The organism is Bradyrhizobium macuxiense (assembly GCF_007993935.1).
Taxonomy (GTDB): Bacteria; Pseudomonadota; Alphaproteobacteria; order Rhizobiales; family Xanthobacteraceae; genus Bradyrhizobium; species Bradyrhizobium macuxiense_A.
Genome location: NZ_VITY01000019.1, coordinates 91708 through 112976 on the forward strand (window position 1 = coordinate 91708; position 21269 = coordinate 112976).

18 protein-coding genes are annotated in these 21269 nt (G+C 65.5%); 15 read left to right on the top strand and 3 right to left on the bottom strand.

From position 1 onward, the window contains the following. The first annotated feature begins 98 nt into the window (after positions 1 to 98). Positions 99 to 2333 carry a CHASE2 domain-containing protein gene (locus tag FBZ93_RS36020; RefSeq protein ID WP_146992143.1) on the top strand — a complete coding sequence of 745 codons (2235 nt, stop codon included), beginning with the start codon at positions 99 to 101 and terminating at the stop codon, positions 2331 to 2333. A gap of 206 nt (positions 2334 to 2539) precedes the next feature. On the opposite strand, the gene FBZ93_RS36025 is transcribed toward FBZ93_RS36020, so the two are convergent. Continuing rightward, positions 2540 to 4147, bottom strand: a complete 1608-nt coding sequence (locus FBZ93_RS36025; RefSeq protein ID WP_146992144.1) for an ABC transporter substrate-binding protein — start codon at positions 4145 to 4147, stop codon at positions 2540 to 2542. A 244-nt stretch (positions 4148 to 4391) separates the two neighbouring features. Here FBZ93_RS36025 and FBZ93_RS36030 point away from each other — a divergent pair, with 244 nt between their 5' ends. The 7 genes from FBZ93_RS36030 (at position 4392) to FBZ93_RS36060 (ending at position 11924) form a co-directional block, all read left to right on the top strand. Further along, positions 4392 to 6011, top strand: a complete 1620-nt coding sequence (locus FBZ93_RS36030) for an ABC transporter substrate-binding protein (protein ID WP_246667788.1) — start codon at positions 4392 to 4394, stop codon at positions 6009 to 6011. A gap of 167 nt (positions 6012 to 6178) precedes the next feature. Continuing rightward, positions 6179 to 7132, top strand: a complete 954-nt coding sequence (locus tag FBZ93_RS36035; protein WP_146992146.1) for an ABC transporter permease — start codon at positions 6179 to 6181, stop codon at positions 7130 to 7132. A gap of 64 nt (positions 7133 to 7196) precedes the next feature. Then, the gene (locus FBZ93_RS36040; RefSeq protein WP_146992147.1) at positions 7197 to 8084 is read left to right on the top strand and encodes an ABC transporter permease; all 888 of its coding nucleotides are present in this window, start codon (positions 7197 to 7199) and stop codon (positions 8082 to 8084) included. A 189-nt stretch (positions 8085 to 8273) separates the two neighbouring features. Beyond that, positions 8274 to 9347, top strand: a complete 1074-nt coding sequence (locus tag FBZ93_RS36045) for an ABC transporter ATP-binding protein (protein ID WP_167529376.1) — start codon at positions 8274 to 8276, stop codon at positions 9345 to 9347. After that, positions 9344 to 9541 carry a hypothetical protein gene (locus FBZ93_RS36050; protein ID WP_146992148.1) on the top strand — a complete coding sequence of 66 codons (198 nt, stop codon included), beginning with the start codon at positions 9344 to 9346 and terminating at the stop codon, positions 9539 to 9541. Before FBZ93_RS36045 ends, FBZ93_RS36050 begins: the two co-directional genes overlap by 4 nt. Further along, positions 9538 to 10950 carry an amidase gene (locus FBZ93_RS36055; RefSeq protein ID WP_146992149.1) on the top strand — a complete coding sequence of 471 codons (1413 nt, stop codon included), beginning with the start codon at positions 9538 to 9540 and terminating at the stop codon, positions 10948 to 10950. Before FBZ93_RS36050 ends, FBZ93_RS36055 begins: the two co-directional genes overlap by 4 nt. After that, positions 10947 to 11924: an ABC transporter ATP-binding protein gene (locus tag FBZ93_RS36060; RefSeq protein ID WP_146992150.1), complete on the top strand. Its 978-nt coding sequence runs from the start codon at positions 10947 to 10949 to the stop codon at positions 11922 to 11924. Before FBZ93_RS36055 ends, FBZ93_RS36060 begins: the two co-directional genes overlap by 4 nt. Here FBZ93_RS36060 and FBZ93_RS36065 read toward each other — a convergent pair. Further along, positions 11921 to 12829: a LysR substrate-binding domain-containing protein gene (locus tag FBZ93_RS36065; protein ID WP_146992151.1), complete on the bottom strand. Its 909-nt coding sequence runs from the start codon at positions 12827 to 12829 to the stop codon at positions 11921 to 11923. The genes FBZ93_RS36060 and FBZ93_RS36065 overlap by 4 nt on opposite strands. Before the next feature lie 109 nt (positions 12830 to 12938). Here FBZ93_RS36065 and FBZ93_RS36070 point away from each other — a divergent pair, with 109 nt between their 5' ends. The 3 genes from FBZ93_RS36070 to FBZ93_RS36080 all read left to right on the top strand — a co-directional run bounded on the left by FBZ93_RS36070 (position 12939) and on the right by FBZ93_RS36080 (position 16953). Then, positions 12939 to 13733 carry an acyl-CoA thioesterase domain-containing protein gene (locus FBZ93_RS36070; protein WP_146992152.1) on the top strand — a complete coding sequence of 265 codons (795 nt, stop codon included), beginning with the start codon at positions 12939 to 12941 and terminating at the stop codon, positions 13731 to 13733. A gap of 149 nt (positions 13734 to 13882) precedes the next feature. Continuing rightward, the gene (locus tag FBZ93_RS36075) at positions 13883 to 15634 is read left to right on the top strand and encodes a type I secretion system permease/ATPase (protein WP_146992153.1); all 1752 of its coding nucleotides are present in this window, start codon (positions 13883 to 13885) and stop codon (positions 15632 to 15634) included. Then, on the top strand, positions 15631 to 16953 hold the full coding sequence (locus FBZ93_RS36080) for an HlyD family type I secretion periplasmic adaptor subunit (RefSeq protein ID WP_146992154.1): 1323 nt from the start codon (positions 15631 to 15633) through the stop codon (positions 16951 to 16953). The genes FBZ93_RS36075 and FBZ93_RS36080 overlap by 4 nt, the downstream gene beginning before the upstream one ends. A gap of 274 nt (positions 16954 to 17227) precedes the next feature. Here FBZ93_RS36080 and FBZ93_RS36085 read toward each other — a convergent pair whose 3' ends face one another. Then, positions 17228 to 17710, bottom strand: a complete 483-nt coding sequence (locus tag FBZ93_RS36085; RefSeq protein ID WP_146992155.1) for a CinA family protein — start codon at positions 17708 to 17710, stop codon at positions 17228 to 17230. 195 nt (positions 17711 to 17905) lie between these two features. Here FBZ93_RS36085 and FBZ93_RS36090 point away from each other — a divergent pair, with 195 nt between their 5' ends. From FBZ93_RS36090 to FBZ93_RS36105, 4 genes are read left to right on the top strand one after another with little or no spacing between them, the layout of a single operon-like run. Continuing rightward, positions 17906 to 19021 (top strand): amidohydrolase family protein, encoded by a 1116-nt coding sequence (locus tag FBZ93_RS36090; protein ID WP_146992156.1) that lies wholly within the window; start codon positions 17906 to 17908, stop codon positions 19019 to 19021. A gap of 15 nt (positions 19022 to 19036) precedes the next feature. Continuing rightward, complete coding sequence (locus FBZ93_RS36095) at positions 19037 to 20146, top strand: amidohydrolase family protein (RefSeq protein WP_146992157.1); 1110 nt, start codon at positions 19037 to 19039, stop codon at positions 20144 to 20146. A gap of 53 nt (positions 20147 to 20199) precedes the next feature. Next, the gene (locus FBZ93_RS36100) at positions 20200 to 20613 is read left to right on the top strand and encodes a Rieske (2Fe-2S) protein (protein WP_016846808.1); all 414 of its coding nucleotides are present in this window, start codon (positions 20200 to 20202) and stop codon (positions 20611 to 20613) included. Positions 20614 to 20664: 51 nt separating this feature from the next. After that, on the top strand, positions 20665 to 21234 hold the full coding sequence (locus FBZ93_RS36105) for a class I SAM-dependent methyltransferase (RefSeq protein ID WP_146992158.1): 570 nt from the start codon (positions 20665 to 20667) through the stop codon (positions 21232 to 21234). Positions 21235 to 21269 lie beyond the last annotated feature (35 nt).

Genomic DNA, 21269 nt, shown 5'->3' on the forward strand with positions numbered 1-21269 from the left:
CGGCCGAGCCACCATTGGCGGCGCGCCCGGCCGGCTCATTGCGCACCGCGCATGCCTGCTCCATTGGAACAACCCTCCGCGCGTGATATCCAGACGGCATGAAACGGCTGAAGGCGATACGGAGGTGGTTCGCACGGCGCTTCGGTTATGCGCGGCTGGCCTGCGTGGTGCTGTTGGTCGGCTTTGCCGCGCTGCGGGCCGTGGATCCGGCTCCGGTGCAGGAGCTGCGCGTCAGGACGTTCGACACCTTCCAGGTGCTCGAACCACGCCAGAAGACCGCGCGGCCCGTCACCATCGTCGATATCGACGAGAAGAGCCTCGCCGATCCCCGGCTCGGGCAGTGGCCGTGGCCGCGGACACGGCTCGCCGATATCGTCATCAATCTCACCCGGCTCGGCGCCGTGGTGATCGCGTTCGACGCGGTGTTCTCGGAGCCGGACCGTCTTAATCCCGATATCGCGGCCGATACGTTCAGCAGCCTCGACGAGGAGATGCGTGCGAGGCTGCGGCAACTGCCGAGCAATGACAGCATTTTCGCCGACGCCATCAAGAACTCGCGCGTGGTGCTCGGCGAATCCGGCGGTCCCAATGTCCGCGCCGACCTCAACGAAAAGCTGCCGGTCACCGGGCTTGCGATGCTCGGCGAGGAGCCGCAGCAGTTCATGTTCCAGTTTCCGGGTTTGTTGCGCAACGTCCCGGTGCTCGAGGAAGCCGCCGCCGGGCGAGGCCTGTTCACGATCAGGCCGGAACGCGATGGCATCGTCAGGCGGGTGCCGATGATGATGGTCGCGCAGGGCGTCACCATGCCGTCGCTGACGTTCGAAATGCTGCGGGTGGCGAGCGGCTCCGGCACCATCCTGATCAAGGCCGACAAGGGCGGCATCCAGAGCCTCGGCATCAAGGGCTTTGCGATCCCGACCGACCAATACGCCCAGCTCTGGATCCATTACGCCCGCCGCGACCCTTCGATCTATGTCTCGGCCGTCGATGTGCTGGATGGCCGGGTCCCGCCTGATCGGATCGCCGGCAAGCTGGTCCTGATCGGCACCTCCTCGGTCGGGTTGAACGACATCAAGACCACGCCGGTGACGCCGGCCATGCCCGGGGTCGAGGTTCATGCCCAGGTGCTGGAGAGCGCGCTGACCGGCGACGTCGTTGCGCAGCCGAGTTACGGGATCGGCATCGAATTCCTCGCCGCGATGATCATGGGGCTCCTGGTCATCGCCTTCGCGCCGAAGTTCGGTCCGATCACGCTGGTCATTGTCGGCGGCATGTTCGCCTCGGTGCTGACCGGCACGTCCTGGTATTTCTATTCCCAGCACCGGCTCCTGATCGATTTCACCTATCCGCTGATGTCGACCACGGCGATCTATCTCACGCTGATCTTCTCGGCTTTCGTGCGCGAGCAGCAGCAGCGCCGGCAGATCAGGTCGCAATTCGTGCAGTACATGTCGCCCGCCCTGGTCGAGCAGCTGGCGCAGTCGCCAGAGCGGCTCGTGCTCGGCGGCGAGGAGCGCGAGATGACCATCATGTTCTCGGACATGCGCGGCTTCACCTCGATCTCGGAAACCTACAAGCGCGATCCGCAGGGCCTCACGGCGCTGATGAACCGCTTCCTCACGCCGCTTTCCAACGCGATCCTCGCCCGCAAGGGCACGATCGACAAATATATGGGCGACGCCATCATGGCGTTCTGGAATGCGCCGCTCGACGACAAGCAGCATCAGCTTAACGCCTGCGACGCCGCGCTCGACATGCTGGAGCGCGTCGACGACCTCAACCGTGCGCGCGAGCAGGAGGCCAAGGACGGCGGCCATGTCTATGTGCCGCTCAACATCGGTGTCGGTCTCAACACCGGCACCTGCGTGGTCGGCAATATGGGCTCCGACGTGCGCTTCGACTATTCGGTGTTCGGCGACAGCGTCAATCTAGCCTCGCGGCTGGAGGGCCAATCCAAGGAGTACGGCTTCCCGATCATCGTGGGATCGAAGACCGCGCTTGCCGTGAAGGAGAAGTTCGCGATCCTCGAGCTCGACTTCATCATGGTCAAGGGCAAGAAGGAGCCCGAGGTGATCTATGCGATTGCCGGCCGCGAGGACGTCGCCGGGTCCGGCCGCTTCCAGCGGTTGCGCAACCTGACCATCGAGATGCTGGCCTGTTACCGCAGCCGTGACTGGGATGGCGCACTCGCTGCGATCGAGCGCGGCCGCAAGACCGACGAGGCGCAGACGCTGCAGTATCTCTACCGCCTCTATGAGGCGCGCATCCGCGCCTTCCAGAAGGAGCCGCCGCCGGACGATTGGGACGGCGCCTTCGCTTTGACGACGAAATAGGCGCCGCACATTCGTCGTCGTCCCGGCGAAGGCGACATAGACGCCACAAACTTGGTGTCGTCCCGGCGCAGGCCGGGACCCATACGCCGCGGCCGGCGTGATGGGCAAGCGGCTAGACGGCTTTCCAACAACACCTGGTCGTGGTTATGGGTCCCGGCCTTCGCCGGGACGACGGCGGAGAGGTTTACGCGGCGACGACCAGCAACTTACTCTACCCCGATCTGCGTCAGATCCTGAAACCAGTGCTGCGCCTGCACGAAGGTCTTCACTTTCGGCGACAGCGCATGCGGATTGGTGTCGTGCACCACCCAGACCAGCGCGGCATCGTCGACGATCAGCGCGTGGGCTTGCGCCAGCAGCGCATCCTGTTTGGCGCTGTCGAAGGTCTGCTTGGCCTCGTCGATCAGTGCGTCGACCTTCGGATTCTTGTAGCCGCCCCAGTTGACGCCCGTCGGCGCCACCTGGCCGGAATGGAAGAACCGCACGATGGCGTAGAGCGGGTCCGACGTGACATAGGCGATGTTGTTGGCGGTGATGCCGGCGTTCATCTCGTCGGCCGCGCCCTTGCGCCAATGCGAATACAGCGTCTCGAGCTCGACGACCTTGAAGTCGATATCGATGCCGATCTCCTTGAAGCTCTGCTGCAGGAATTCGTTCATCGGCAGCGACAGCATCTGCCCGGTGCCGCCCTGGGCGATGATGAAGGTCGTCTTCAGCGGCTTGTCCTTGGAATAGCCGGCTTCCTCCACCAGCTTTTTCGCGGCCGCGAGGTCGTATTTCAGCTCGAGGGTCGGCTTGCCGAACCACGGGCTCGACGGGTCGACCTGGCCCTTGGCCGGCTTCGCCAAACCATTCATGAGGCCGACCACCGCGTCGCGGTCGATCGCAAGGTTGAGCGCTTTGCGCAACCGGATATCGGTCCATGGCGAACCCGGCAGCACGCTTAGGTGATAATTCCAGACATGCGGCGTCACGTTGTCGACGATCCTCATGCCGGCGGCCTTGAGCTGCGGCACGGCGTCGGGCGCCGGCGTTTCGATCAAATCGACCTGCCCGGCGAGCAATGCGTTGGTGCGGGTCAGCGCCTCCGGCATCGGGATCAGGATCAGCTTGTCGGCCTTTGCGAGCCGCTTCTTGTCCCAATAGTCCGGGTTCTTGGTCAGTTCGGCGAGTTCGCGCGGCACCAGCTTGGTCAGCTTGAACGGACCGGTGCCGGAGGGCCGGCTGGCGAACTTGTCCCAGTCCTTGCCGAGGTTGTCATATTGCGCGGGGCTCGAGACCAGGAACCAGAGCATCTGGTAGGGGAAGAAGGAATCGATCGTCTTGGTCGTGATCTCGACGGTGAAGTCGTCGATCTTGGCGTAGCTCGCGACCGAGGGCAGGCGGGTCTTCACCTGCGCGCTCTGCCGCTTGTCGAATTGCGGCGCCTTGTCGTTCAGCACCTTGTCGAGATTCCAGATCACGGCGTCGGCGTTGAAGTCGCTGCCGTCGTGGAATTTCACACCTTTGCGCAGCGTGAAGCGCCACTTGGTCTTGTCGCTGTCGTCGACCTTCCATTCGGTCGCAAGCCCCGGCACCAGTTTGCCCGGCCGGTCGGCAACGTCCATCTCCCAGGCGACCAGCGGATCGTAGATCGTGTAGGCCGTGAACTGATAGGCGCCGGCGCCGCGATCGGGCTGGCCTGTCGTCAGCGGAATGTCGGCCATCGAAATGCCGTAGCGCACAATGGACTCTGCTCGCGCCGACATGGCGGGCCAGCCCGCAGTCACGGCAAGCGCCATTGCCGCCATCAGGATCGAATTGCGCGTGCGCATATGAAGGCTCCGTTGGTGGGAAGTCGGGGCCAAATCAAGCAAGCATGATGCCAGAATAGGCAGCTTCGCGCCGCTGCGGTGCGAAGTGGGAAGAAATGACGCGCCCAACGGTATTTTGCTGAAGAACTATTCCCCTTGGCACAGGCATTGCATACGCTTGCCCAAGAAATAATCACCAAAAACGTCACCAGACTTCGAAGGGGTTGCTCAGATGCGTAACAGGAAGACCAATGCGACGGCGATCATGCTGGCGCTTGCGATGGCCACTTGTGTGCCGGCGATCGCCGGCGCCGAGACCGTGCTGCGCATTGGCATGACGGCTGCCGATATTCCGCGCACGCTCGGGCAGCCCGACCAGGGATTCGAGGGCAATCGCTTCACCGGGCTCACGATGTACGACGCGCTGACGATGTGGGACCTGTCCTCGTCGGACAAGGCGAGCACAATGATCCCGGGCCTGGCCACCGAGTGGAAGGTCGACGATTCCGACAAGACCAAGTGGATATTCAAGCTGCGTCCCGGCGTCAGCTTTCACGACGGCTCGCCGTTCAACGCCGATGCGGTGGTCTGGAACGTCGACAAGGTGCTGAAGCAGGACGCGCCGCAACATGACGCGAGCCAGGTCGGCGTCACCGCCTCGCGGATGCCGACCTTGGTCTCGGCGCGCAAGATCGACGACATGACGGTGGAATTGACCACCAAGGAGCCCGACAGCTTCCTGCCGATCAACCTCACCAATCTGTTCATCGCAAGCCCGGCCAAGTGGCAGCAATTCTACGACAAGGCCGAGGGCGCCGATGCCAAGGCGAAGTCGCAGGCCGCATGGGCCGCGTTCGCCAAGGACGCGTCGGGCACCGGCCCCTGGAAGATGTCGAGCTTCACCCCGCGCGAGCGGCTCGAGCTGGTGAAGAACGACAAGTACTGGGACAAGGCGCGGGTGCCGAAGACCGACAAGATGGTGCTGCTGCCGATGCCGGAAGCCAATGCGCGCACCGCGGCGCTGCTGTCCGGCCAGGTCAACTGGATCGAGGCGCCGGCGCCGGACGCGCTGCCCGAGATCAAGCAGCGTGGCTTCAATCTCTATTCCAACGAGGAGCCGCATGTCTGGCCGTGGCAGTTCTCCCGCGTCGAGGGCTCGCCGTGGAATGACATCCGCGTCCGCAAGGCCGCCAATCTCTGCATCGATCGCGAAGGACTGCGCGACGGCCTGCTCGCGGGACTGATGGTGCCGGCGACCGGCACGTTCGAGCCCGGACATCCCTGGCGCGGCAACCCGACGTTCCAGATCAAGTACGACAAGCCGGCCGCGCAGAAGTTGATGCAGGAGGCAGGTTTCGGTCCGAACAAGAAGCTGACGGTCAAGATCCAGACCTCGGCGTCCGGCTCGGGCCAGATGCTGCCGCTGCCGATGAACGAGTATCTGCAACAGGCGTTGGCCGAGTGCTACTTCGATGTGCAGCTCGACGTCATCGAGTGGAACACGCTGTTCACCAACTGGCGGCGCGGTACCAAGGATCCGTCGGCCAACGGCTCGAACGCGATCAACGTCACCTATGCGGCGATGGATCCGTTCTTCGCGCTGGTGCGCTTCCTGCAATCGGGCATGGCGCCGCCGGTCTCCAACAATTGGGGCTTCAACAACAATCCGAAGTTCGACGAGCTCGTGAAGAAGGCCCGCCAGACCTTTGAGCCCGCCGCCCGCGACGCGGCGCTCGCCGAGCTGCATGCGGCCTCGGTCGACGATGTGGCCTTCCTGTATGTCGCCCACGACGTCGCGCCGCGCGCGATGAGCCCGAAGATCAAGGGCTTCGTGCAGCCGAAGAGCTGGTTCGTCGACTTCTCGCCGGTCACGGTCGCGCCGTGAGCAGCAGCTCGGTACGCTATCTCGTTCCCTCCCCCCTTGTGGGGGAAGGTTAGGGAGGGGGGTAGCCACACCCACCGACCTCGCGGCCAGCCCCTTCCCCAACCCCTCCCCACAAGGGGGAGGGGAGCCCTCGCATCTCGTTACGCTCAAAAGCGTCAGGTAGTCTCGTGCTCGCCTATACGTCCAGACGGATCGTCTACGTCATTCCGATCGTGCTCAGCGTCGCGCTGGTGTGCTTCCTGCTGGTGCACATCACGCCCGGCGATCCCCTGGTCGCGGTGCTGCCGGCCGATGCCTCGCAGGAGCTCGCCGCGCAACTGCGCACCGCCTATGGCTTCGATCGTCCATTGCCCGTGCAATTCGGTCTGTGGCTATGGCGCGCGATCCATGGCGATCTCGGCAATTCGATCGCGACTGGGCGGCCCGTCCTGTCGGAGGTGATGCGCGCCGTCGGAAACACCGTGATGCTGGCGATCGCGGCTGCGATGATCGGCTTTACGCTCGGCCTGCTGTTCGGGCTGATCGCCGGCTATTTCCGCGACACCTGGGTCGACAAGGTCGCGACATCAATTGCCATCGCCGGCGTCTCGCTGCCGCATTACTGGCTCGGCATGGTGTTGGTCATCATCTTCTCGGTGCAGCTCAACTGGCTGCCCGCGGTCGGCGCAGGCCCCGGCGGCTCCGGCGCCTGGGCGTGGGACTGGGAGCACCTGCGCTATCTGGTGCTGCCGGCGATCACCACGTCGGTGATCCCGATGGGTATCGTCACCCGCACCGTGCGTGCGCTGACCGGCGATATCCTGAGCCAGGATTTCGTCGAGGCGCTGCGCGCCAAGGGCCTGCGCGAGACCGAGGTGTTTCGTCACGTTATCAAGAACGCGGCGCCGACCGCGCTCGCGGTGATGGGATTGCAGCTTGGCTATATGCTCGGCGGCTCGATCCTGATCGAGACGGTGTTCTCCTGGCCCGGGTCGGGCCTGTTGCTCAACTCGGCGATCTTCCAGCGCGACCTGCCGCTGCTGCAGGGCACGATCCTGGTGCTGGCGCTGTTCTTCGTGCTGCTCAATCTGCTGGTCGACATCGCGCAGGCCGCGATCGATCCGCGCATCAAGCGGAGCTGAGCATGATCCGGAAAAGTGGGGACCGGTTTTCCGCTAAGATCATGCTCCAACTAAGAGCCTTCCCATGAGTGCGATGTCAGATACCGCATTGCAGGCCTCACCGGCGGGCAAGGCGCGCGGCTATTGGGCGACGGTTGCGCGCCGCATTCGGCGCGACAAGGTCAGCATGGCCTGCGCCATCATCCTGCTGTTGATCTTCGCATCGGCGCTGCTGGCGCCGTGGCTGCATCTCGCCGATCCCTATCAGGGCTCGATGATCCGCCGTCTCCGCCATATCGGCACGCCGGGCTATCCGCTCGGCACCGACGAGCTCGGCCGCGACATGCTGGCGCGCCTGATCTATGGCGGACGGCTCTCGCTGGTCATCGGCATCCTGCCGGTGATCTTCGCCTTCGTGATCGGCACCTCGCTCGGCCTCGTCGCCGGCTATGTCGGCGGCAAGCTCAACACCGCGATCATGCGCACGGTCGATGTGTTCTACGCCTTTCCGTCGGTGCTGCTGGCGATCGCGATCTCGGGCGCGCTCGGCGCCGGCATCACCAACTCGATCGTGTCGCTGACCATCGTGTTCGTGCCGCAGATCACCCGGGTCGCCGAAAGCGTCACCACGGGCGTCCGCAACATGGATTTCGTCGAGGCGGCGCGCGCCTCCGGCGCCGGTCCGTTCACGATCATGCGCGTGCACATGCTCGGCAATGTGCTCGGCCCGATCTTCGTCTATGCCACCGGCCTGATCTCGGTGTCGATGATCCTCGCCGCCGGCCTTTCCTTCCTCGGGCTCGGCACCAAGCCGCCGGAGCCGGAATGGGGCTTGATGCTGAACACGCTGCGCACCGCGATCTATGTCAACCCATGGGTCGCGGCGCTGCCGGGCGCCATGATCTTCGCGGTCTCGATCTGCTTCAACCTGCTCAGCGACGGCATGCGCAGCGCCATGGACATCAGGAACTAGTGCGATGACCATACTCGCAACCTCTCCCCGCAACGACGGTTCACCTCTCCCCTTGTGGGAGAGGTCAGATCGCATCATTAGATGCGATCTGGGTGAGGGGTTACGCCCTCTCGTGAGACCTAAGGCCCTCACCCGGCGCTACGCGCCGACCTCTCCCCGGTGGGGAGAGGTAATCCCCGCGTGCTCGACATGATCGATACAACAACTCCAATCGACATGCTGGAGCCGGTCGCCGACATCGGCGGTGCCGCGCAGCCGCTATTGCAGGTCAAGGGGCTGACAAAGCACTTCCCGGTGCGCGGCGGGCTGTTTAGCCCGAGCAAGACCGTGCGTGCCGTCGACGACGTCAGCTTTGCGGTGATGAAGGGCGAGACCGTCGGCATCGTCGGCGAATCCGGCTGTGGCAAGTCGACCACCGCGCGGTTGTTGATGCATCTGATGAGCCGCGATGCCGGCGACATCATCTATGACGGAAGGCAGGTCGGTCCGTCGCTCTCGTTGCGCGATTTGCGGCGCGGCGTGCAGATGGTGTTCCAGGACAGCTACGCCTCGCTCAATCCTCGCCTCACCATCGAGGAGTCCATCGCCTTCGGACCGAAAGTCCACGGCATGGCCGATGACACGGCACGGACGCTGGCGCGCGAGCTACTCGGCAAGGTCGGCCTGCGGCCGGAGATTTTCGCCAACCGCTATCCGCATGAAGTGTCCGGCGGCCAGCGCCAGCGCGTCAACATCGCCCGCGCGCTCGCGCTGTCACCGCGGCTCGTGATCCTCGATGAGGCGGTCTCCGCGCTCGACAAGTCGGTCGAGGCGCAGGTGCTCAATCTGCTCGCCGATTTGAAACGCGAATTCGGCCTGACCTATCTCTTCATCAGCCACGATCTCAATGTCGTGCGCTATATCTCCGACCGCGTCCTGGTGTTGTATCTCGGCGAAGTCGTCGAGCTCGGTCCGGTCGATGCGGTCTGGGACGCGCCGGCGCATCCCTATACCCGCGCGCTGCTGGCAGCGATGCCGTCATCCGATCCCGACAGGCGCACCGAAGTGCCGCCGATCTCGGGCGATCCGCCCAATCCGATCGATCCGCCGTCGGGCTGCCGGTTTCACACCCGTTGTCCGTTTGCGGAGCCGCTCTGCGCAAACGACACGCCAAAACTCAGCGATCTCGATACAATGGGTCATCAAGCGGCGTGCTTCATGGCCATTCCCGGCTCGGGGCACAGCCGCGCGCCGGCAAAAGCAAAAGGAGAAAACGCGGCATGACCAGACCCACTGCCAAGGACGTCAAGGTGATCGCGCACGTCGCCGACGTGCCCGCTGACGACGACACCGCCACCCGCATCGCCAATTCGATCGGACCTGCATTCGACGGCTTCGCGCCGATCTCCGGCACGCTGCCCTTCGATCTCGAACCCGCGAGCTTCCTGCTGGCGCAGATCGCAAAGGTGTCGAAATGAGCTCCGATCCGGCCCTGATGACGCTGACCGCGGTCGCCAAGGCGATTGCCGACAAGAAGGTCTCCTCGCATGAGGTGACGCGCGCCGTGCTGCACCGGATTGCCGAGTGGCAGCCGCGGCTCAATGCCTATATGGCGGTCGAATCCGAACAGGCGCTTGCCGCCGCAACCGAGGCTGATGCCGCGCTCGCCAAGGGCAGTAGCCGCGGCGCGCTGCACGGCGTGCCGCTGGCGCACAAGGACATGTATTACGAGGCCGGCAAGGTCGTGACCTGCGGCTCGCTGATCCGCCGCGACTTCGTGCCGAAGACGACAGCGACGGCATTGCAGCGGCTGAAGGATGCCGGACAGGTCCGGCTCGGCTCGCTGCAGATGGTCGAGTTCGCCTACGGGCCGACCGGCCACAACGTGCACTACGGCGCGGTGCGCAATCCCTGGAACACCGAGCACATCACTGGCGGCTCGTCGTCGGGCTCGGGCTCGGCAGTCGCCGCGCGACTCACCTTCGCCGCGCTCGGCTCCGACACCGGCGGTTCGGTGCGCATGCCCGCGCATTTCTGCGGCGTCACCGGCTTGAAGACGACCGTCGGCCGCGTCAGCCGCGCCGGCGCGATGCCGCTGTCGCAGTCGCTCGATACCGTCGGTCCGCTGGCGCAGACCGCGGAGGACTGCGCGTTGCTGCTCGGCCTGATGGCCGGCGCCGATCCCGAGGATATGACCGCGTCGACCCAGCCGGTGCCGGACTACATGGCTGCGACCAGGCAGTCGCTGAAGGGTCTCAAGATCGGCGTCCCGACCGCGTTCTATGTCGACGACCTCGATCCTGAGGTGGCGCGCATCCTCGATGAGACGGTGGCGACGCTGAAGAAGGAAGGCGCCGAGATTGTCAAGGTCGAGCTATCAGATCAGCGCCAGCTCAGCGCCGCGTCGCAACTGGTGCTCGCGGTCGAGGCCGCGGCGCTCCACAAGCGTTGGATGATCGAGCGGCCGCAGGATTACGGCGCGCAGGTCCTGATGCGGTTGGAGAATGGCCTGACCATTCCGGCGGTCACCTATCTCGAAGCGATGCGCTGGCGCGGCCCTGCGCTCGCCGCGCACAACGCGGCGGTCAGCGGTGTCGATGCCGTGATCGCGCCGTCGGCCCCGGTGCCGGCGCCGACCATCGCCGAGAGCGATGTCGGCAACGGTCCGGGCGCGGAAGCGGTGATCCAGCGGCTGACCCGGTTCACCCGGCCGGTCAACTATCTCGGCCTGCCGTCGCTCTCGATCCCGAGCGGGTTCACGAAGACAGGTCTGCCGGTCGGCATGCAGCTGATCGGCCGCTCCTTCGAGGAAGCCACCTTGCTCCGGATCGGCGCCGGCTTCCAGCGCGCGACCGATTTCCACGCCAGGGTGCCCAAGCTCGCATGACCAACCTCGTCGAGATCAACAACCTCAACATCCGCTTCACCGGCGATCGCACGGTCCATGCCGTGAACGATCTCAGCCTGTCGCTCGGCGAAGGCGAGGTGTTGGGGCTGCTCGGCGAGTCCGGCTCGGGCAAGAGCGTGACCTTGCGCGCGCTGATGCGGCTGCTGCCGCGGAAACGCACGCAGATATCCGGCAGCGCGAAAGTGCTGGGCCGGGAGGTGCTGGCGATGGACGACGAGGCGCTGTCCGCATTCCGCGGCCAGACCGTCTCGATGATCTTCCAGGAGCCGGCGCTGGCGCTCGATCCGGTCTACACCATCGGCCGCCAGATCGCCGAGACGGTGATGCGTCACGAGGGCAAGAGCGAGCGCGAGGCCACGGCCCGCGCGCTTGAGATGCTCGAAGTGGTGCGGATCCCGTCGGCGAAGCGGCGCTTAGAGTCCTATCCACACGAGATGTCGGGCGGCATGCGCCAGCGTGCGATGATCGCGCTGGCGCTGGCCTGCAAGCCGAGGATCCTGCTCGCGGACGAGCCGACCACGGCGCTCGATGCCACCGTGCAGATCCAGATCCTGTTGCTGCTGCGTGAATTGCAGCGCGAGTTCGGCATGTCCGTCATCTTCGTCACCCATGACATCGGCGTTGCGATCGAGATCTGCGACCGGGTCGCGGTGATGTATGCCGGCCAGATCGTGGAGCAGGGCGCCTTGCGCGATATCGTGCGCACACCGGTGCATCCTTATGCGAAGGGCTTGCTGGCCTCGACCATTCACGGCGCGATGCGCGGCCAGCGGCTCGAAACCATCCCGGGCACGCCGCCCTCGCTCGACCACGCGCCGGCCAGTTGCTCCTTTGCACCACGCTGCAAGTTCGCCGAGCCGCGTTGCAGCGAGAGCCTGCCGCCCAACGTGCAAGTCGCGCCCGGCCACCAGGCACGCTGCGTCCTGGCAGAGCCCGTGCCCGCTACGGTCTAGCTCGCGCGCGCCACCGCATCAGCGATCCAGCGCCGCACCGCCGTAATGCGGCGGTCGCGGGCCTGCTCGGTGCGGGAGACCAGGTAGATCGTCTCGTGCTGCGCTGGCTCGAATGCAAACGGCGCCACCAGCTTCTTGCCGAAGCCCGGCCGCGCCCTGATCAGCGGCGCCATGGCGAGCGCGACGCCGAGCCCGTGCTCGGCCGCCTCCAGCATCGCCGGCACGCTGTCGAGCCACAGATGCCCGCGCGGGGCGAGGTGCGGCAGCCCGGCCTCCTTCAGCCAGGCCGGCCACGCCCGCGGTTGCGTCGTGACGTGGATCAGCACCTCGCGCGACAGGTCTGCGGGCGTCCGAAGCCCTGCCTTGACCAGCGCCGGCGTGCAGACCGGCAATCCCCTGACCTGGACCAGCGGTTCGACCTTGAGCCCGGCGGCATGTTCCCGTCCGTAGCGGACGGCGACGTCGACGCGGGAGCTGTTGAAGTCGGCATATTGATGGGTGGCCTCGATCCGCAGCGTCAGTTGCGGATAGCGACGCTTGAACTCCGGCAGCGCCGGCAGCAGCACCGCGCTGGTGAAGAACGGCAGCGAGCTGATCCACAGTTCCCCGCCGGTCTCGCCGCGTTGCCGCAGCATGTCGCGGCTCGCCTCGTCCAGCGTCGCCAGCGCCGCCGACACTTTTGCAAGGTAGCGTTCGCCGTCCGCGGTCAGCCGCACCGAGCGCGCGCCGCGGACAAACAGCCTGGTGCCGAACTGCTGCTCCAGCCCGCGGATCTGGTGGCTGATCGCCGACGGGCTCAGCGACAGGTCGCGGGCGGCGCGGCGGAAGCTGAGCTGCGTGGCGGCGCGCTCGAAGGCGAGCAGCGCCGCAAGCGGCGGGATGACCCGCGGATCGGGGGCATCCAATAGGTGAATCCTATTCACCTCGAGTGATGAATGGCCTTTTGTCATGGCCGCTATTCTTGGATCAGATTGGCCGAACGCTCAATCCTGCTCACCTCAGGGACTGCTCGCCTTGGCCATCTTCGAACCTACAGCCACGCCGCATCACTGGAAGCCCGCCGCGCTGGCGGCCGGGCCGTTCGCTGGCCTCCAGGGCGGCGCGGTCGCGAGCCTCCTGACCGCCGAGGTCGAGGCCATGGCCAATGCGCGCAATTGGGGCACCGCGATCTCGGCGTCGGCCTGGTTCCTGCGGCCGACGCCGATGGCGGAATTGCGCACGCAAATGGCCGTGGTGACCGAAGGCGGCCGGGTCAGCGTTGTCGACAACACACTCTGGCCGGCCAGCGAGGCGCAGCCCTGCGCGACGGTGCGGGTGACCTTGTCGCGCGAACGTGCGGTCGAGGTCCCCGGCTTCCATCGCGACGCAGCCGACCCGATTGATCCCATGCGCTGTCCGTTGCGCAGCCCGCACGCCGTCCATGGCCGCAGCTGGTTCATGGACGCGATGGAGGCCCGGGCCGGCGGCGACATCGTCTGGTTTCGCATGCATCATGACGTGATTGCGGATGCCGGCCCGCTGGCGCGGGTGCTCGGTCCGGCCGACTGGACCCACGGCATCGCGCGCCCGGTGCAGAACGTGGTGGCCGATCCCAATCCGAACCTCGCGGTGCAGCTGTTCAGGCCGCCGCGAGGCGCGTGGATCGGCGTTCGCGCCGAGGCGCGCTGGCGCCCGGAGGCCGGGCTTGGCGTCGGCAGCGGCGTCTTGCTCGATGTCGATGGCGAGATCGGCCGGGTCTCGATGTCGGTCATTCTCGTGCCCTTTCCGGGAAGCGTCCCCGGCTCAGGCCAAGGTTCCGCGGCCGGTTAACCCTAATTATTCCGTCAACTGTCTGTGGGTTCACAAAAATAGCTGGCGAACCGTGCTCTGCTCGGCGCGACTTGAAATGGACGGTGGTCGCAAACGTCTATACAACGTGGTGATCACGTAGCTCTTTTGTTTTGCAGAGATCGGTTTTTATGGCAGTCGCGCCCGCTGTCCGGCGTTCCGAACTGGCTGAGGCGCTGCGCGCATGCCGCAGTGCCTTTATCGGCGTCGGCCTCATCAGTTGCATGATCAACCTGCTTTATTTGACAGGTTCGATGTTCATGCTGCAGGTCTATGACCGCGTGCTGCCGAGCCGCAGCGTTCCGACCCTGGTCGGTCTCGTCGTCATCGCGGCCGTGCTCTACATCGCCCAGGGCGTGCTCGATCTGCTGCGCGGACGAATCCTCGGCCGCGTCGGCACCTCGCTCGACGAGGCGCTCAATGCGCGGGTGTTCGATACCATCGTGCGGCTGCCGCTGATGGCGGGCAATCGCAGCGAGGGCCTGCAGCCGCTGCGCGACCTTGACAATGTGCGCTCCTTCCTCGGCAGCATGGGCCCCGGCGCGTTCTTCGACCTGCCCTGGCTGCCGTTCTATATGCTGATCTGCTTCGCGTTCCACTGGTTGCTTGGCGTCACGGCGCTGGTCGGTGCCATCATCCTGGTGACGCTGACCTTGATCACCGAATACATGTCGCGCACGCCGGCCAGGGAAGCGATGTCGCTCGCGGCGCGGCGCAACGATCTCGCCGCCTCCAGCCGCCGCAATGCCGAAGTGCTGGTGGCGATGGGCATGGCCGGGCGCATGAACAAGCGCTGGAACGAGGCCAACGAGGAGTATCTGTCCGGCAACCAGCGCGCCAGCGACGTCACCGGCGGGCTCGGTGCGGTCGCCAAGGTGCTGCGCATGATGCTGCAGTCGGCCGTGCTCGCGGTCGGCGCCTATCTCGTGATCCATCAGGAGGCCACCGGCGGCATCATCATCGCCGGCTCGATCCTGAGCGCGCGGGCGCTGGCGCCGGTCGATCTTGCGATCGCGCATTGGAAGAGCTTCGTCGCCGCGCGGCAGAGCTGGCACCGCCTCAACCGCCTGCTGCAGCAGATTCCGGCACGGCCGGAGCAGACGCTGCTGCAGGCGCCGGAGAAGAAGCTCACGGTCGAGGCGGTGACCATGGTCGCGCCGGGCGACCAGCGCCCCATCGTGCAGGACGTCAGCTTCGCCGTCGAAGCCGGCAGCGGCGTCGGCGTGATCGGCCCGAGCGGGTCCGGCAAGTCGTCGCTGATCCGGGCGCTGGTCGGCGTCTGGGTGCCGGCGCGCGGCAAGGTGCGGCTCGACGGCGCCGCGCTCGATCAATGGTCGTCGGACGAGCTCGGCCGCCATGTCGGCTATCTGCCGCAGGATGTTGAACTGTTCGCCGGCACGGTCGCGCAGAACATCTGCCGGTTCGATCCCGAGGCCAAGTCCGATGGCATCATCGCGGCGGCCAAGGAAGCCGGCGTGCATGAGATGATCATCAAGATGCGCGAGGGCTACGACACCCAGGTCGGCGAGCAGGGCGCCGCGCTCTCCGCCGGCCAGGCCCAGCGCGTGGCGCTGGCGCGTGCGCTCTACGGCAGTCCGTTCCTGATCGTGCTGGACGAGCCGAACTCCAACCTCGACAGCGAAGGCGACGAAGCGCTGACCCGCGCGGTGCGCAGCGCCCGCGAGCGCGGCGCCGTCGTCATCGTGGTCGCGCACCGGCCGATCGGCATCGAGGGCGTCGACCAGTTGCTGGTGCTGAAGGACGGCCGCATGCAGACCTTCGGGCCGAAGGAAACCGTGCTGGCGCAGGTGCTGCAGCGCGCCGCGCCGCCGGTGCCCACGCCGATCAAGATCGTCGCCGATGCGGGGGCGGCCAAGTCATGAGCGGCCGCCTGACCGATCAACCGCGCAACGCGCATGCTTCGATCAGGAAGCACCTCGTGGTCGGCCTCGCCGTGGTTCTGGTGCTGGGCGGCGGCGTCGGCGGCTGGGCGGCGACGGTGCCGATCTCGGGTGCGCTGATCGCGCCGGGCTCGGTGGTGGTCGATACCAACGTCAAGAAGGTGCAGCATCCGACCGGCGGCGTCGTCGGCGAAATCCTGGCGCGCGACGGCGACACGGTCAAGGCGGGCGATGTCGTGGTGCGTCTCGACGAGACCGTCGTGAAGGCGAGCCTTGCGATCGTGGTCAAGACCCTGAACGGTCTCTATGCGCGCGCGGCCCGGCTCCAGGCCGAGCAGCAAGGCCTCGACAAGATCGCGTTTCCGCCGCAGCTCACTGAACAGGCCAAAGATCCCGACGTTCGGGATATCATGGCGAGCGAAACCAAGCTGTTCGAGGTGCGGGTCAACGGCCGCGCCGGCCAGAAGGCGCAGCTGCGCGAGCGCGTCACCCAGCTCAACGAGGAAATCGCCGGCCTGCAGGCGCAGGAAACCGCCAAGGACAAGGAGATCGCGCTGGTGCAGCAGGAGCTGGTCGGCGTCCGCCAGCTCTATGAGCAGCATCTGGTGCAACTGACCCGCCTGACGACACTGGAGCGGGACGCGGCGCGGCTCTCCGGCGAGCGCGCGCAGTACATTGCGTCGCGCGCCCAGGCCAAGGGCAAGATCACCGAGACCGAGCTGCAGATCATCCAGGTCGACAAGGACATGCTCTCGGAGGTCTCGAAGGACCTGCGCGAGGCCAACGACAAGATCGGCGAGTTCGTCGAGCGTAAGGTGACCGCCGAAGACCAGCTCCGTCGCATCGACATCCGCGCGCCGCAGGATGGCGTCGTGCTGCAATCCACCGTCCACACCGTCGGCGGCGTCATCACCGCGGGCGACGCCATCATGATGATCGTGCCGAGGGCCGACGACCTGTCGGTCGAGGCCAAGGTCAATCCGCAGGACATCGACAAGCTTCAGGTCGGACAGAAGACCGTGCTACGGCTCTCCGCCTTCAACCAGCGCACCACGCCGGAGCTGAACGGTGTCGTTACCCGCGTCTCCGCCGACACCACAACTGACCAGCGTACCGGGCAGAGCTACTACACGATCCGCGTCTCGATGCCGCCGGAGGAGGTCAAGCGCCTCGGCAGCGAGGTCAAGATCATCCCCGGCATGCCGGTGGAAGCCTTCGTCCAGACCGGCGACCGCACCATGCTGTCGTATCTGATGAAGCCGCTGAGCGACCAGTTCATGCGCTCGTTCCGCGAGAAGTGAGTTCGCGCGACGGTTCGCGTAGCCCGGATGAAGCGCAGCGAAATCCGGGAGCGGTGGTGCAGCGGATGAAGTTGTCCCGGATTACGCTTCGCTTTATCCGGGCTACGCCGTCTTCGCTGGAGTGCGATCTCCCTCCACCAAGTCGTCCCTGCGAAAGCAGGGACCCATAACCACCATTGGAGGTTGTAAGCGACGGCTGTGGCTCCAGCGTCGTTCAAGAGGCGAGATTCGTGGTTATGGGTCGCGCTTCGCTTGCCCGGGACGACGCCAGAAACTATCGCGCTAGATTCGTCAACAACAGCTCCAGCGCCGCCTTCGCGAACGCCTGCATGTTGGCCTGCCGGTCACCGCTTCCGGTCTCCAGCGTGATCACCTGCTGCTTGGGACCTGCGACCGCCATGCAGCTGTGGCCAGCGGCGTCGCCGTAGCGGTTGCCGGTCGGGCCGGCGGCGCCGGTCTCCGACAATCCCCAGTCGGTCGAGAGGCGCTCGCGGATCTGGCGCGCCAGCAGCTGCGCATAGGGTTCCGACGACGAGCGAAGCCCGCGCATTGCGTCGTCCGGAATATCCATCAACACGCGCCGCGCATCGCGGGTGTAGATCACGCCGCCGCCGAGGAAGTAGGCCGACGCGCCCGGTACTGCGAGCAGCGATGCCGAGATCAGCCCGCCGGTGGACGATTCCGCGACCGCAATCGTCTGCTTGTTCGCGATCAGTTTGGCGGCGACCTGTTCGGCGATGGATGTGAGTGCGTTCATCGGCGCTCTTTCTCGTTGCGTGCCATGAAATTCCTGTAGGGCGTTCTGCCTTCCTAGCACACCACATCGGTCCCTGCCGAGTTGCGGATCGCGGTACGGCCTGCTTGAATATCGGACAATATCAAGCTGCGCCTCACAAGGTGTTGTGAGCCTGCGCGGAGGAAACTCGCCGAGGAAACACGCTGAGGGAACAACATGACGTCGCCGATCGCGGGCGGCGTGGATTGCGATCTGCATCCCGCCGTGCCTCACCTCACCAGCCTGCTGCCATACATGAACGACTACTGGCGCGACCAGGTGACGACGCGCGGCATGACCGACCTGATCTCACAATCCTATCCGACCAATTCACCGATCTCATCGCGGCCGGACTGGCGCCCCGCGCAGGGCAAGCCGGGCTCGAGTCTCGCCGACATGCAGCGCCAGGCGCTCGATAAATTCGGCTCCGCGTACGGCATCTGCAACCCGCTCTATGGCGTGCAGATGGTGTTCTCCGAGGACATGGCCGATGCGTTTTGCCGCGCGCTGAACGACTGGCTGGTCAAGGAATGGCTCGACAAGGACGATCGCCTGCGCGGCTCGATCGTGATCCCCGTGCAGAGCATCGAGAAGGCGGTCGCCGAGATCGAGCGCTGTGCGCAGGACAAGCGCTTCGTGCAGGTGCTGATGTTGGTCATGGGCGACATGCCGCTCGGCAAGCGTCACTACTGGCCGATTTACGCCGCCGCCGAGCGGCTCGGCCTGCCGATCGGCATCCATGCCGGCAGCGCCTATCACAACCCGCCGACCTCGGTCGGCTGGGGCTCCTACCACATCGAGGACTATGTCGCGCAGGCGCAGGCCTTCCAGACCCAGCTCACCAGCCTGATCGTCGAGGGCGTGTTCGCGCGGCATCCGGCCCTGAAAATGGTGATGCTGGAGTCCGGCTTCACCTGGCTGCCGCCGTTCCTGTGGCGGCTGCACAAGTTCTGGCGCGGCGTGCGCATGGAAACGCCGTGGGTCGACCGCGCGCCGCTGGAGATTGTGCGCAGCAACATCCGCTTCTCGTTGCAGCCGGTCGATGCGCCGCCGGAACCTGACACCTTGAACCGGCTGTTCGACCATATGCAGTCGGACGAATTGATCCTATTCTCATCAGACTATCCGCACTGGCAGTTCGACGGCGACGAGGTGCTGCCGCAGGGGTTGTCGCCGGATCTGGTACGCAAGATCATGATCGACAACCCGCATGCGACCTATCCGCGCCTCGAGGTGGGGCATGATCCCGAAAAGTGGTCCCCGGTTTTCGGACAAGATCATGCCCAGAACTAAAGAGGAGACGACGCGATGAATGTGCAGATTCGGGAGCGCCCGGACGCGGCATCGTCAACCGGTATCAAGACCGCGATCGCGGATTGCGACATCCATCCGGCGCGCGCGACCAAGGACGAGCTGTTCCCCTACCTTGAAAAGCGCTGGCACGCGCATCTCGAAACCTTCGGCATTCAGGCCTATCAGGGCATGATGGAAGGCCGGCCCTATCCGAAGGCGCAGCCCAACGCGTCGCGCCGCGATGCCTATCCGCCGGAAGGCGGCCCACAGGGCTCGTCGCTGTCCTTCATGCAGAAGCAGCATCTCGATCCCAACAATGTCGCGCTTGGCGTGCTCAACCCGCTCGCCACCGGACAGGGGCTGCGCAACCAGGATCTCGCCGGCGCGGTCTGCTCGGCGATCAACGACTGGCAGATCGAGAAGTGGACCAGCAAGGACTCCCGGCTGAAGGGCTCGGTCGTCGTCGCCAATGAGGATGGCGTGTCGGCCGCCGCGGAAATCCGCAAGCGGGCAGGGGACACGAATTTCGTTCAGGTGCTGCTGTTGAGCCGCAATGTCGAGCCGCTCGGCCAGCGCCGTTACTGGCCGATCTATGAGGCGGCCCAGGAGGTCGGCCTTCCGATCGGCGTGCATGCGTTCGGCTTCGGCGGCAACCCGATCACTGCCTCAGGCTGGCCGAGCCACTATATCGAGGAGATGGTCGGCCATTCGCAGTGCCAGCAGACCGCGCTGGCGAGCCTCGTGCTCGAGGGTGTGTTCGAGCGCTTCCCGAAACTGAAGATGGTGATGGTCGAAGCCGGCTTCGGCTGGGCGCCGTCGCTGGCCTGGCGCCTCGACAAGGTGTTTGCGCGGCTGCACAGCGAGGTGCCGCATTTGAAGCGCAAGCCGTCGGAATATATCCGCGATCACATCTGGTGGACGACGCAGCCGATGGAGGATCCGGAGAGCCGCGACCACCTGTTCCAGACCATCGAGTGGATCGGCTGGGACAAGCTGTTGTTCGCGACCGACTATCCGCATTGGGATTACGACGAGCCGTCGCGCGTGCTGCCGGCCGGCGTCAGCGACGCCAACCGCCAGGCGTTCTATCTCGACAATGCGAAGCAGCTGTACGGTATCGCATGATCCGAAAAAGTGGGAACCGGTTTTTCGAATCAGATCATGCGTGAGATCAACTAATGGCAAGGCACGTGATCGCTCCCGTGGACGAGTTGCCGCCGGGTTCGCGAAAATTCCTCGAGATCGACGGGCGGCCGATCGCCGTCTTCAACGTCAAGGGCGAGTTCTTCGGCCTGTTGAATCGCTGCCCGCATCAGGGCGCGGCGCTGTGCGAGGGACCGCTGATCGGGCTGGCGTCGTCGTCCGATCCCGGCGAGATCGAATACACCAAGCTCGGCGAGATCCTGCGCTGTCCCTGGCACGGCTGGGAGTTCGATATCCGCACCGGCCAGTCCTATTGCGATCCGCGCCGCTTCCGCGTGCGCGCCTATCCCGTCAGTGTCGAGCCGGGCACCAATGTGGTGAAGGGACCGTATGTCGCCGAGACCATCAAGGTCGCGGTGGAGAGCGACTACGTGGTGGTGGATCTGTAGCCGCGATCGTCCCGGAATCCAGTTCACCGGAGATGTCAATCGGTGAGCGTGATGCGAAGCATTCTGTTGCGCGCGTTTGGCCGCCCGCGGGGCCTGCTGGGCAGGCTGGGCGGTGTCATCATGGCGCGCACCAATGCCGATTGCGGCGCGTGGGTGACGGATCTTCTCGAGGTCGAATCGGACGACCGCGTGCTGGAAGTGGGGTTCGGCCCCGGCGTCGTCATTCAACGCTTGTCGAGTTTGGTGCCGGCCGGCTCGGTTGCGGGCATCGATGCGTCACCGGAGATGGTCGGGCAGGCTCGCGCACGGAACACGACCGCGGTCGGGGATGGCCGTATCGATCTGAGGCTGGGCTCGGTGGAGCACTTGCCGTTCGACGACGGCAGTTTTGACAAGGCGCTGGCGATCAATTCGATGCAGGTCTGGCCGGACGCTGTCGCCGGACTGCGAGAGATCCGGCGCGTGATGAAGCCGGGCGGCAGGATCGCGCTCGGCTTCACGTCTCATTCCGGACAGCCCAGGGAAGGAGTGGTGGAGAAGATCGTGGCCGCTGGTTTCACGGCGGCTCGCCTGATGGACGGAGACGAGCGCTTCTGTGCGCTGGCGACAAAGGCTTCGTAGGGTGGGTTAGCCGACTACGTCCGCCGTAGCTCAAC